Raw genomic sequence first — 12,666 nt, 5'->3', positions numbered from 1 at the left:
TCCCCGAAACAAACTCCCGGACGTGAGCCGCACGCCGGTGATGCCGACGACGTCGTCAAGGAGGGCCGCCGTGACCAGCAAAGCCGCTACGGCAGCTACCGCACCCAAAGCCAAGCGGGATCGCACGCACTATCTCTACATCGCGGTGATCATCGCGGTCGCCCTCGGTATCGCCGTCGGTCTGATCTTCCCGGACGCCGCGACCGAGCTGAAGCCACTGGGCACCGGCTTCGTGAACCTGATCAAGATGATGATCTCGCCGATCATCTTCTGCACGATCGTGCTGGGCATCGGCTCGGTGCGCAAGGCCGCCAAGGTCGGCGCGGTGGGCGGTATCGCCCTGGTCTACTTCCTGGTGATGTCGCTGGTGGCGCTCGCCATCGGCCTGGTCGTCGGCAACATCCTGGACCCGGGCACGGGCCTCGCGGTCACCGACGCCGTCAAGGAGACCGGTCAGGCGCAGGTCGACGCGGAGGCCAAGGGCACCGTCGAGTTCCTGATGGGCATCATCCCGACCACGATCGTCTCCGCGTTCACCGCGGGCGAGGTCCTGCAGACCCTGCTGATCGCCCTGCTCTGCGGTTTCGCCCTGCAGGCCATGGGTTCCGCCGGGCAGCCCGTCCTGCGCGGCATCGAGCACATCCAGCGGCTGGTCTTCCGGGTCCTGGCGATGATCATGTGGGCCGCCCCGGTCGGTGCCTTCGGCGCCATCGCCGCGGTCACCGGCTCGGCCGGCGTCGACGCGCTCAAGAGCCTGGCCGTACTGATGCTCGGCTTCTACGTCACCTGCTTCCTCTTCGTCTTCCTGGTGCTGGGCGCGCTGCTGCGCTTCGTCGCCGGCGTCAACGTCTTCTCGCTCTTCAAGTACCTGGGCCGCGAGTTCCTGCTGATCCTGTCCACCTCCTCGTCGGAGTCGGCGCTGCCGCGCCTCATCGCGAAGATGGAGCACCTGGGCGTCAGCAAGCCGGTGGTCGGCATCACGGTCCCGACCGGCTACTCGTTCAACCTCGACGGCACCATGATCTACATGACCATGGCCTCGCTGTTCATCGCCGACGCCATGGGTACGCCGATGTCGATCGGTGAGCAGATCCCGCTGCTGCTCTTCCTGCTGGTCGCCTCGAAGGGCGCGGCCGGTGTCTCCGGTGCCGGTCTCGCCACGCTGGCCGGCGGTCTCTCCTCGCACAAGCCCGCCCTGGTGGACGGCATCGGCCTCATCGTCGGCATCGACCGCTTCATGAGCGAGGCCCGCGCCCTCACCAACTTCGCGGGCAACGCCATCGCCACGGTCCTGATCGGAACCTGGACCAAGGAGATCGACAGGGGCCGGGTGGACGAGGTGCTCGCCGGACACGCCCCGTTCGACGAGAAGACCCTCCTGGACGACCACCACGGCGCCGACGACGTCCACGACGCGGACGGCACGCCCGAGGTGCCCGAGCAGGGCGGCGAGAAGGAGCTGGCCCGGGCCTGAGACAGGCCGGCGCGACGCCCACACACGCCGGGCGGCTGAGGTGCTCCCCCCGTCGCTCAGCCGCCCGGTCCCCCCGAGAAGCCCCGCGCCTTGTGGCGCGGGGCTTCTTGCCTTGACGTCCGCGTCAAGGCTTACGTTCGTCTCCATGCGAATCGGCGAGCTGGCCGCACGGGCCGGGACCACGACGCGGACGCTGCGGTACTACGAGTCGCGGGGCCTGTTGTCCGCGCGTCGTGCCGTCAACGGCTACCGGACGTACGACGAGGAAGACCTGAAGCTGCTGCGGCAGATCAGGACGCTCCAGGACTTCGGGTTCGACCTGGAGGAGACCCGCCCCTTCGTGGAGTGTCTGCGCGCCGGGCACCCCGAGGGCGACTCGTGCCCGGCCTCCCTCGTGGTCTACCGGCGCAAGCTGGCGGAGCTGGACGAGCTGATCGAGCAGCTCACGTCGGTGCGGGCGCAGGTCGGTGCGCAACTGGCGCGAGCCGAGGCGGCGGTTCCGGGGGGCCCGGAGCCCAAGTGCGAACTGGGAGGACACGCATGACGAGCAACGGGGTGCCCGAGGTGACGGACGCCGGGTTCGCCGGGGAGGTGCTGGGCAGTGAGCTGCCGGTGCTGGTGGAGTTCACCGCGGACTGGTGCCCGCCGTGCCGGCAGATGGCTCCGGTGCTCAGCGCCCTGGCCGCGGAAGAGGGCGACCGGCTGCGGGTGGTGCAGCTGAACGTCGACCGGAATCCGGCGACCACGAACGCGTACAAGGTGCTGTCGATGCCGACGTTCATGGTGTTCCGCGACGGTGAGCCGGTGAAGTCGATGGTGGGCTCCCGGCCCAAGCGGCGGCTGCTGGAGGAGCTGTCCGACGTGATCTGACCCGCGCCCGATACGAAGAAATCCCCCGAGCAATTGCGCTCGGGGGATTTCTTTGCGTATATTCGTTGATTCGTGACTTCAGAACAATGAGGCCACGAAGAAGTTCAGTGAGCACAGTATATCCGGGCGGGAGTGGAATTGTCAAACACCGAATTTCCGGACGATGAATTGCGGCACGAGCAGGAATTCATCGACGGACTGTACGCACGCGTGGACGCGCTGCGCGGCGACACCGAGGTCTCGGTGACCCAGGCGCTCGCGCAGGGCAACACCCCCCAGCAGGCCCGGCTGGAGCGGGACATCCTGGTCGCCGAGCGCTCCGGGCTGCTCGCCGCGCTCAACGCGGTGGACGGTTCCCTCTGCTTCGGCCGCATCGACCTCACCTCCGGGGCCGGCCACCACATCGGCCGCATCGGCCTGCGCGCCGACGACGCCGAACGCACCCCGGTCCTGATCGACTGGCGGGCCGATGTCGCCCGCCCCTTCTACCTGGCCACCGGCCACACCCCGATGGGCCTGCGCCGCCGCCGGCACATCGCGAGCGAGGGCCGCACGGTCACCGCCCTGCACGACGAGATCCTCGACCTCGGCGACGAGACCCGGACCGGACACGAGGACCCGTCCGGCGACGCCGTGCTGCTCGCCGCGCTGAACTCCGCGCGCACCGGCCGCATGGGCGACATCGTGCAGACCATCCAGGCCGACCAGGACCGCATCATCCGCGCCCCGCACCGCGGCGTCCTGGTCGTCGAGGGCGGCCCCGGCACCGGCAAGACCGCCGTCGCCCTGCACCGCGCCGCCTACCTCCTCTACGAGCACCGCGAGCTGCTCGCCAAGCGCGCCGTCCTCATCGTCGGCCCGAACCCCGCCTTCCTCGGCTACATCGGCGAGGTGCTGCCCTCGCTCGGCGAGACCGGCGTGCTCCTCTCCACGGTCGGCGAGCTGTTCCCCGGCGTGAAGGCCACCGGGACGGACACGCCCGAGGCGGCGGCGGTGAAGGGCCGTGCCGACATGGCCGACGTCCTCGCCGAGGTGGTCCGCGACCGGCAGGCGCTGCCCGACCCGGTCATCGCGATCGAGCACGACCGCGAGATCCTCATGCTCGACGACGACCTGGTGAACGTCGCCCGCGAGCGCACCCGCGCCGCGAAGCTCCCGCACAACGCGGCCCGCGAGCACTTCGAGGGCCACATCCTCAACACCCTTACCGACATGGTCGCCGAACGCATCGGCACCGACCCCTACGACGGCACCAACCTCCTCGACCCCAGCGACATCACCCAGATCCGCGACGAACTCGCCGAGAACCCCGAGGTCTGGTCCGCCATCGACCAGCTCTGGCCCCGGGTGACGCCGCAGCGCCTCGTCGCCGACTTCCTAGCCGCCCCCGAGGCATTCCTCCCCGCCGGGGACGCCGCCGCCGTCCGCCGCCCGGTCACCCGGCGCTGGACCGTCGCCGACGTGCCCCTCCTCGACGAGGCGGCCGAGCTGCTCGGCGAGGACGACCGCATCGCCCGCACCCGCGCCGAACGCGAGCGGCAGCAGCAGATCGCCTACGCGCAGGGCGTGCTGGACGTGTCGTACGCGTCCCGGACCTACGAGTTCGAGGACAAGGACGAGGAGGACGCGGAGGTGCTGTCGGCGCACGACATCATCGACGCCGAGCGGTTCGCCGAGCGCCAGGAGGAGGACGACCACCGCAGCGCCGCCGAGCGCGCCGCGGCCGACCGCACCTGGGCGTTCGGGCACATCATCGTGGACGAGGCGCAGGAGCTGTCCCCGATGGCGTGGCGGCTGCTGATGCGCCGCTGCCCGACCCGCTCGATGACCCTGGTCGGCGACCCGGCGCAGACCGCGGAGGCGGCCGGCGTCGGCTCCTGGTCGAAGATCCTCGCCCCCTACGTCGAGGACCGCTGGGAGCACACCCGCCTGGGCGTCAACTACCGCACCCCGGCCGAGATCATGGACGTGGCGGCGGCCGTCGTCCGCGCCGACGACCCCGCCTTCGCACCGCCGAGTTCGGTGCGCTCCACGGGCGTACGGCCCTGGATCCGCGCCACCGGCGACCTCCCGGCCGCCGTCGCCGAGGCCGCCCGGGAGCTGACCCCCGAGGAGGGCCGCCTCGCCGTCATCGCCCCGCGCGAGCTGCACCAGGCGCTCGCCGCCCGGCTGGACGGCGTGACGGCGGGCGCCGAGCCGGACCTCACCCGGAGCGTCGTCCTGCTCGACCCGCGCCAGTCCAAGGGCCTGGAGTTCGACTCCGTCCTGGTCGTCGAGCCCGGCCGCTACGGCACGAGCGACCTGTACGTGGCCCTCACCCGGGCCACCCAGCGGCTCGGCGTACTGCACACCGGGCCGCTGCCGAAGGGGCTGGTGGACGCGTAGCCGTGCCGCCCCCTACGCCGGGCGCAGCCACACCGTCGACAGGGGCGGCAGGGTCAGCCGGACGCTCGCCGGCCGGCCGTGCCACCCCTGCGGCTCCGGCTTGACCGGGTCGGGGTTGCCCACGTCGCCGCCGCCGTACCGCGCGGCGTCGGTGTTGAGCACCTCGTGCCAGGCGGGGACGTCGTCGGGGACGCCGAGGCGGTAGTCGGGGCGGACGACCGGGGCGAAGTTCGACACCGCGAGCAGCGGGGTGCCGTCGGCGTCCAGCCGCAGGAACGCGAGGACGTTGTCCTCGGCGGCGTCCCCGACCACCCAGGCGAAACCCGAGGGGTGGGTGTCGCGCTGCCACAGCGCGGGCGTGACCCGGTAGACGGTGTTCAGGTCCCGCACCAGGTCGCGCATGCCCCGGTGGTCCGCCGCCGCCCCGTACTCCGGGTCGAGCAGCCACCAGTCGGGACCGTGCGCCTCGGACCACTCGGCGCCCTGCGCGAACTCCTGCCCCATGAAGAGCAGCTGCTTGCCGGGGTGGGCCCACATGAAGCCCAGGTACGCCCGCTCGTTCGCGCGCTGCTGCCACCAGTCGCCGGGCATCTTCGACACCAGCGACTTCTTGCCGTGCACCACCTCGTCGTGGGATATCGGCAGCACGTAGTTCTCGCTGTACGCGTACACCATCGAGAAGGTCATCTCGCCGTGGTGGTACTTGCGGTGCACCGGCTCGTGGCTCATGTACTCGAGCGAGTCGTGCATCCAGCCCATGTTCCACTTCAGCCCGAACCCGAGCCCGCCGAACCCGCTCGGCCCCTTGTGGTGCGTGGCCCGTGTGACCCCGTCCCAGGCCGTCGACTCCTCCGCGACGGTGACGACCCCCGGCACCCGCCGGTACACCGTCGCGTTCATCTCCTGGAGGAACGCCACCGCGTCCAGGTTCTCCCGGCCGCCGTGCTCGTTCGGCGTCCACTGGCCCGGTTCGCGCGAGTAGTCCAGGTAGAGCATCGAGGCGACCGCGTCGACGCGCAGCCCGTCGATGTGGAACTCCTCGCACCAGTACACGGCGTTGGCGACGAGGAAGTTGCGCACCTCCCGGCGCCCGAAGTCGAACTCCAGCGTCCCCCAGTCCGGATGCGCGGCCCGCAGCGGGTCGGAGTGCTCGTACAGGGGACGCCCGTCGAACTCGGCCAGCGCCCAGTCGTCGCGCGGGAAGTGCGCCGGCACCCAGTCCATCAGGACGCCGATGCCGGCCTGGTGCAGCCGGTCCACCAGGTACTTGAAGTCGTCGGGGTCGCCGAGGCGGGCCGTGGGCGCGTAGAAGCCGGTGACCTGGTAGCCCCAGGAGCCCCCGAAGGGGTGCTCGGCGACCGGCATCAGCTCGACGTGCGTGAAGCCCAGGTCCGCGACGTACGCGGGGAGCTGCTCGGCCAGCTCGCGGTACGTCAACCCCGGCCGCCAGGAGGCCAGGTGGACCTCGTACACCGACAGCGGCGCCTCGTGCGCGGGCGCTGCCGCGCGCCGGGCCAGCCACTCCTCGTCGCCCCACGTGTAGTCCGAGGCGTGTACGACGGAGGAGGTGGCGGGCGGGACCTCCGTGCGGCGGGCCAGCGGGTCCGCGCGGAACGTGCGGGAGCCGTCGGGCCGGGTGATCTCGAACTTGTACAGCTCGCCCGCGCCGACGCCGGGCAGGAACAGCTCCCACACGCCGGTGCCGCCCAGCGACCGCATCGGGTGGCCGGTGCCGTCCCAGAAGTTGAAGCCGCCGGCCACCCTGACCCCGCGCGCGTTCGGCGCCCACACCGTGAAGCGGGTGCCCGCGACGCCCTCGTGGGTCACCGGATGCGCGCCGAGCGCCTGCCAGAGCTGCTCGTGCCGTCCCTCGCCGATCAGGTGCAGGTCCAGGTCGCCCAGCGTGGGCAGGAAGCGGTACGGGTCGTCCACCTCCTGGGCCGTCCCCTCGTACGTCACCAGGAGCCGGTGGACGGGGACCTCCTGGATCGGCACCAGTCCGGAGAAGAACCCGTCCCCGTCGTCGTGCAGCTCGACCCGCAGCTCACCGGACAGGACGGTCACCGCCAGGGCGTACGGCCTGAAGGCCCGGAAGGCGACCCCGCCGGGCACGGAGTGGGCGCCGAGCACGGAGTGCGGGTCGTGGTGCGTACCGGCGAGCAGCCGCTCCCGGTCGACGGCGTCCAGGGAGGGGGAGACGGCGACCTCGACCGGCACGGCGGCCTTCACGGCCTTCTTGGCGGCCGGTTTCCTGGCGGGCGTCTTCTTCGCGACCGCCTTCTTCGCGACCGTTTCCTTCCCGACCGTCTTCTTGGCCACGGTCTTCTTCGCGGCCGCCGCCGTCTTCGCGGCCGTCGTCTCGGTGGCGACCGGCGCCTTGGCGGCGGCCTTCTTCGCGGTCGCCTTCTTCGCGGTCGCCTTCTTCGCGGTCGTCTTCTTGGCCACCGCCTTCTGAGGCGGCGCCGCCTTCTTCGCGGCGCTCTTCTCCTCGGCCGTCTTCTTCGGGTCGGGACCGCTGGACGAGGGGCGGGGGGTCACGGGTGGAGCCTCCTGGACGTGGGATCGGGAGGGGGTGTCATGCCGGTTCGGGCGTGGACAGGCGGCGCACCGCGGACAGGGGCACCGCCAGCCAGTCGGGACGGTGCCGGGCCTCGTACAGGACCTCGTACACCGCCTTGTCCGTCTCGTGGGCGCGCAGCATCACCGGGTCGGTGCGTGGGTCGCTGCCGGCGACCTCCGCGTACCCGGTGCAGTACGCGGCCCGGCAGGAATCGGCCCAGCCCGGCACCGAGACGTCGGCCGAGTGCGCGGCGTAGTCGAAGGAGCGCAGCATCCCGGCGATGTCCCGCACCGGCGGCTGTGGCATCCGCCGCTCGGCCAGGGGCTTGGCGGGCTCCCCCTCGAAGTCGATCAGCGACCACCGGCCGGAGGGCGAGCGCAGGCACTGGCCGAGGTGCAGGTCGCCGTGGACGCGCTGGGCGGTCCAGGTGCGGCCCTCGGCGGCCAGGTCGCCCAGCGCCGTGAACGCCGTGCGCAGCGCGGGCGCGTACGGCCGCAGCAGGGGCACCGCGTGGGCGGCCTCCTCCAGCCGCTCGATCATGCCGTCGGCGAGCTGCCGCATCTGGCCGTGGCCGAGGGTGACGGTCGGCAGCGCACGGGCCAGCGCGGTGTGCACCTCGGCGGTGGCCCGGCCGAGCGCCCGGGCCTCGGCGGCGAAGTCCTCCCCCTTGGCCAGCTCGCGCAGGGCCAGCTCCCAGCCGTCGGTCGCGCCCTGCACATACGGCTGGAGCACGCCCAGCACCCAGGACCGGCCGGCCAGGTCGGCCACCATCCACCCGGCCGGAGCCGGCACCCGGGGGCAGCCCTCGCGGGCCAGCGCCAGCGGCAGCTCCAGGTCGGGGTTGATGCCCGGCACGATCCGCCGCAGCAACTTGAGAATGAACGTATCTCCATACACGACCGACGAGTTCGACTGCTCGGCGGTCATCAGCCGCGGCACCAGGCCCGTGCGTATGTCCTGGTCCGGTTCCCGCTCGAAGCGAAGCCCGCCGATGCGGGCCCCGGTGCGCAGCGCCTCCAGGAGCACCTCGGCGGGCCGGGTGTCGTACAGGGCGTCGTAGGCGGTGCGGCCGGCCAGCGGGCCCTCGGTCACATGTCCGATGAGCGCGGGCGCCAGCCGGGGCGGCAGCGCCTCGCGCGCGCCTATGAGCAGCTGGTAGCAGTCGCCGGGCTCCTCGGCGGCGCCCGGTGCCGGAGCGAGCTGGTGGTGGGCGCGGACCAGCACGTGGTACAGGCCGAGACGGGCGTCGGAGGGGAGTAGCTCGGTGGCCGCGACCAGCGAGAATCCGGTGACCGGACGGCCCTTGCCCGCGAACCAGCGTTGCCGCGGCAGCCAGTCCCGCAGCAGCGGATCAAGTGACGCTAGGAGGCCTGGCGGGCTCGTGACGGTGCGTATGACGGCTTCCGACATGGCGTCGCGTCCTTTCCCCGGGTCGTCGGGGTGTTACTGATGCGTGCCCCGGGCGGGGAGGCAGAAACCGCCCGCCCGGGGATCGGGCCGGTCCGGCCCTAGAGAGCGTCGCCGCGCAGCCGGAACCAGTAGAAGCCGTGCCCCCCGAGAGTCAGCAGGTACGGCAGTTCGCCGACCGCCGGGAAGCGGACTCCGCCGAACAGCTCGACCGGATGGCGCCCACCGAAGGCGCTCAGGTCGAGTTCGGTGGGCTGCGCGAAGCGGGAGAAGTTGTGGACGCACAGCACCAGGTCGTCCTCGTACTCCCGGAGGAAGGCCAGTACCGCCGGATTGGAGGAGGGCAGTTCGGTGTAGGTGCCGAGGCCGAAGGCGGGGTTCTGCTTGCGGATCTCGATCATCCGGCGGGTCCAGTGCAGCAGCGACGAGGGCGAGGCCATGGACGCCTCGACGTTCGTCACCTGGTAGCCGTAGACCGGGTCCATGATCGTCGGCAGGAACAGCCGCCCCGGATCGGACGACGAGAAGCCGGCGTTGCGGTCCGGGGTCCACTGCATCGGCGTGCGGACCGCGTCGCGGTCGCCGAGCCAGATGTTGTCGCCCATGCCGATCTCGTCGCCGTAGTACAGGATCGGCGAGCCGGGCAGGGAGAGCAGCAGGGCCGTGAACAGCTCGATCTGGTTGCGGTCGTTGTCGAGGAGCGGGGCGAGCCGGCGGCGGATGCCGATGTTGGCGCGCATGCGCGGGTCCTTGGCGTACTCCGCGTACATGTAGTCGCGTTCCTCGTCGGTGACCATTTCGAGGGTCAGCTCGTCGTGGTTGCGCAGGAAGATGCCCCACTGGCAGCCGGACGGGATGGCCGGGGTCTTGGCGAGGATCTCGGAGACGGGGTAGCGGGACTCGCGGCGTACGGCCATGAAGATCCGGGGCATGACCGGGAAGTGGAACGCCATGTGGCACTCGTCGCCGCCGGCGGCGTAGTCGCCGAAGTAGTCGACGACGTCCTCCGGCCACTGGTTGGCCTCCGCCAGCACCACCGTGTCCGGGTACTGCGCGTCGATCTCCTTCCGCACCCGCTTCAGGAAGTCGTGCGTGGCCGGGAGGTTCTCGCAGTTGGTGCCCTCCTCCTGGTAGAGGTACGGCACCGCGTCCAGCCGGAACCCGTCGATGCCCAGGTCCAGCCAGAACTTCAGGGCGGAGATCATCTCCTCCTGCACGGCCGGGTTCTCGTAGTTCAGGTCCGGCTGGTGGGAGAAGAAGCGGTGCCAGTAGTACTGCTTGCGGACCGGGTCGTAGGTCCAGTTCGACGCCTCGGTGTCGACGAAGATGATCCGCGCGTCCTGGAACTGCTTGTCGTCGTCCGCCCAGACGTAGTAGTCGCCGTACGGGCCGTCGGGGTCCCGGCGGGACTCCTGGAACCACGGGTGCTGGTCGCTGGTGTGGTTCATGACGAAGTCGATGATCACGCGCATGCCGCGCTGGTGGGCGGCGTCCGCGAACTCGACGAAGTCGGCCAGGTCGCCGAACTCGGGCAGCACGGCGGTGTAGTCGGAGACGTCGTAACCGCCGTCGCGCAGCGGTGATTTGAAGAAGGGCGGGAGCCACAGGCAGTCCACGCCCAGCCATTGCAGGTAGTCCAGCTTGGCGGTGAGGCCCTTGAGGTCGCCTACGCCGTCGCCGTTGCTGTCCTGGAAGGAGCGGACGAGTACCTCGTAGAAGACGGCTCGTTTGAACCAGTCCGGGTCACGGTCCTTGGCCGGGGTGTCCTCGAAGGTGTCCGGCACGGGCTCGTTGAAGATCATGTGGTGGGTGACCCTCCGATCTGCGGGTGGGACGGTCGCAGAACCGTGCAGACGTGCGCGGGCGTGACGCCCGGCTCCAGGCGCACATAGTTGGCCCTGCCCCAGTGGTAGGTCTCGCCGGTCAGCTCGTCGCGCACCGGCACCGACTCGTGCCAGTCCAGGCCGAGTTGCGGCATGTCCAACGAGACCGTCGCCTCCTGGGTGTGGTGGGGGTCGAGGTTCACGACCACCAGAACCGTGTTCGACCCCTGCCGCTTCGAGTAGGCGATCACCTCCTCCTTGTCCGTGGGATGGAAGTGCAGATCGCGCAGTTGGCGGAGGGCCGGGTTCTCCCGCCGGATGGTGTTGAGCCGGCTGATGAGGGGGGCGATGGTGGTGCCCTCGCGGGCGGCGGTGGCCCAGTCGCGTGGTTTGAGCTGGTACTTCTCGCTGTCGAGGTATTCCTCGCTGCCTTCGCGCAGGGGGGTGTTCTCGCAGAGTTCGTAGCCGCTGTAGATGCCCCAGGTGGGGGAGAGGGTGGCGGCGAGGACGGCGCGGACCTCGAAGGCGGGGCGGCCGCCGTGCTGGAGGTAGGCGTGCAGGATGTCGGGGGTGTTGGCGAAGAAGTTGGGCCGCATGTAGGAGGCGGCGTCCCCCGAGAGTTCGGTGAGGTACTCGGTCAGTTCCTGCTTGGTGTTGCGCCAGGTGAAGTAGGTGTAGGACTGCTGGAAGCCGATCTGGGCCAGGGTGTGCATCATCGCGGGGCGGGTGAAGGCCTCCGCCAGGAAGATCACGTCGGGGTCGGCGCGGTTGATCTCGCCGATCACGCGTTCCCAGAAGACGACGGGTTTCGTGTGGGGGTTGTCGACGCGGAAGATCCGCACCCCGTGGTCCATCCAGAAGCGGAGCACGCGGACCGTCTCGGTGACGAGTCCGTCGAGGTCGGCGTCGAAGGCGACGGGGTAGATGTCCTGGTACTTCTTGGGCGGGTTCTCGGCGTGGGCGATGGTGCCGTCGGGGCGGTGGTGGAACCAGTCGGGGTGTTTGTGGACCCAGGGGTGGTCGGGGGAGCACTGGAGGGCGAAGTCGAGGGCGACCTCCAGGTCCAGGCGGGCGGCTTCGGTGACGAAGTGGTCGAAGTCGTCGATCGTGCCCAGCTGGGGGTGGACGGTGTCGTGGCCGCCTTCGGGGGAGCCGATGGCCCAGGGGACGCCGACGTCGTCGGGGGTGGCGGAGAGGGTGTTGTTGCGGCCTTTGCGGTGGGTGGTGCCGATGGGGTGGACGGGGGGGAGGTAGACGACGTCGAAGCCCATCGCGGCGATGGCGGGCAGCCGGCGGGCGGCGGTGCGGAAGGTGCCGTGGGGCTGCTCGGGGGTGCCCTCGGAGCGGGGGAAGAACTCGTACCAGGCGCCGTACAGGGCGCGTTCGCGCTCCACGAGCAGGGGCAGCGGGTCGGAGGTGGTGACCAGCTCGCGCAGCGGATGCCGGGCCAGTACCGCGTCCACCTCCGGCGTCAACGCCGCCGCCAAACGGGACGCGGCCGCCCGGGTCTCGTCCCGCAGCGCGTCCACGGCGGTGAGCAGTTCCCGTCGGTCCTCGCTCCGGGGCACGTCGGCGGCGGCGCGCTCGTACAGCCGGGCGCCCTCCTCCAGGACCAGGTCGGTGTCCATCCCCGCCGGAATCTTGATCCGCGCGTGGTGCCGCCACGTGGTCACCGGATCGCCCCACGCCTCCACGGTGTACGACCAGAGTCCCGGCTCGCCGGCGGTGACGGTGGCCCCCCAGCGGTCGGTGCCCGGGGCCAGCTCCCGCATCGGCGTCCACGGGCCCGGCCGGCCCCGCGGATCTCTGAGGACGACGTTGGCGGCGACCGCGTCGTGCCCCTCGCGGAACACGGTGGCCGATATCTCGAAGGACTCGCCGGTGACGGCCTTGGCGGGCCTGCGCCCCTGCCGGACCATCGGGCGGACGTCCAGGACGGGGATGCGTCCGACGACGGTGGTGCCGTCCGCGGGGGGTGCCCCGGGTGGCGCCTGCGATGGTGCCGCGGGGGGTGCTGACGAGTGGTGCGTGGCGGGCATGACCGCTCCTGTCCGCGTCAACGAGGGTGGGCGGATGACTCTGGGGAGGTGGGTCCTGCGGGGGTGCATGTGGGGTGTACCGCAGGAGCCTTCCCACACTCTTCGGGT

Annotated in this window: 8 protein-coding genes; 4 read left to right on the top strand and 4 right to left on the bottom strand. The window is 71.0% G+C overall.

Annotated features, from left to right (window positions below; translation table 11 throughout):
- Positions 1-70: 70 nt before the first annotated feature.
- The 4 genes from RI578_RS12575 (at position 71) to RI578_RS12560 (ending at position 4,729) form a co-directional block, all read left to right on the top strand.
- On the top strand, positions 71-1,474 hold the full coding sequence (locus RI578_RS12575; RefSeq protein WP_310871170.1) for a cation:dicarboxylate symporter family transporter: 1,404 nt from the start codon (positions 71-73) through the stop codon (positions 1,472-1,474).
- A 145-nt stretch (positions 1,475-1,619) separates the two neighbouring features.
- Positions 1,620-2,018, top strand: coding sequence for a MerR family transcriptional regulator (locus RI578_RS12570; RefSeq protein WP_121749267.1), 399 nt, complete (start codon positions 1,620-1,622; stop codon positions 2,016-2,018).
- A gap of 11 nt (positions 2,019-2,029) precedes the next feature.
- Complete coding sequence (locus RI578_RS12565) at positions 2,030-2,344, top strand: co-chaperone YbbN (RefSeq protein ID WP_121749553.1); 315 nt, start codon at positions 2,030-2,032, stop codon at positions 2,342-2,344.
- Between the two features lie 120 nt (positions 2,345-2,464).
- Positions 2,465-4,729 carry an AAA family ATPase gene (locus tag RI578_RS12560; RefSeq protein ID WP_310875752.1) on the top strand — a complete coding sequence of 755 codons (2,265 nt, stop codon included), beginning with the start codon at positions 2,465-2,467 and terminating at the stop codon, positions 4,727-4,729.
- Between the two features lie 12 nt (positions 4,730-4,741).
- Here RI578_RS12560 and glgB read toward each other — a convergent pair whose 3' ends face one another.
- From glgB to RI578_RS12540, 4 genes are all read right to left on the bottom strand, one after another.
- Positions 4,742-7,267 (bottom strand): 1,4-alpha-glucan branching enzyme, encoded by a 2,526-nt coding sequence (glgB, locus tag RI578_RS12555; RefSeq protein ID WP_310871169.1) that lies wholly within the window; start codon positions 7,265-7,267, stop codon positions 4,742-4,744.
- Positions 7,268-7,304: 37 nt separating this feature from the next.
- Positions 7,305-8,699 carry a maltokinase N-terminal cap-like domain-containing protein gene (locus RI578_RS12550; RefSeq protein WP_310871168.1) on the bottom strand — a complete coding sequence of 465 codons (1,395 nt, stop codon included), beginning with the start codon at positions 8,697-8,699 and terminating at the stop codon, positions 7,305-7,307.
- A gap of 98 nt (positions 8,700-8,797) precedes the next feature.
- Complete coding sequence (treS, locus tag RI578_RS12545; protein ID WP_310871167.1) at positions 8,798-10,498, bottom strand: maltose alpha-D-glucosyltransferase; 1,701 nt, start codon at positions 10,496-10,498, stop codon at positions 8,798-8,800.
- Complete coding sequence (locus RI578_RS12540) at positions 10,495-12,558, bottom strand: alpha-1,4-glucan--maltose-1-phosphate maltosyltransferase (RefSeq protein ID WP_310871166.1); 2,064 nt, start codon at positions 12,556-12,558, stop codon at positions 10,495-10,497. The genes treS and RI578_RS12540 overlap by 4 nt, the downstream gene beginning before the upstream one ends.
- Positions 12,559-12,666: the final 108 nt, after the last annotated feature.

The sequence above is a fragment of the Streptomyces sp. BB1-1-1 genome, from assembly GCF_031597775.1.
Lineage (GTDB): Bacteria > Actinomycetota > Actinomycetes > Streptomycetales > Streptomycetaceae > Streptomyces > Streptomyces thinghirensis.
The sequence above is the reverse complement of the archived record's forward strand: the minus strand, read 5'-3'. Positions and strand labels throughout refer to the sequence as shown.

What these genes read in the sequence shown, in the direction of transcription:
- RI578_RS12540 (WP_310871166.1), bottom strand. Translation starts at nt 12,558, where the DNA reads ATGCCCGCCACGCACCACTCGTCAGCACCCCCCGCGGCACCATCGCAG.
- treS (WP_310871167.1), bottom strand. Translation starts at nt 10,498, where the DNA reads ATGATCTTCAACGAGCCCGTGCCGGACACCTTCGAGGACACCCCGGCC.
- RI578_RS12570 (WP_121749267.1), top strand. Translation starts at nt 1,620, where the DNA reads ATGCGAATCGGCGAGCTGGCCGCACGGGCCGGGACCACGACGCGGACG.
- RI578_RS12550 (WP_310871168.1), bottom strand. Translation starts at nt 8,699, where the DNA reads ATGTCGGAAGCCGTCATACGCACCGTCACGAGCCCGCCAGGCCTCCTA.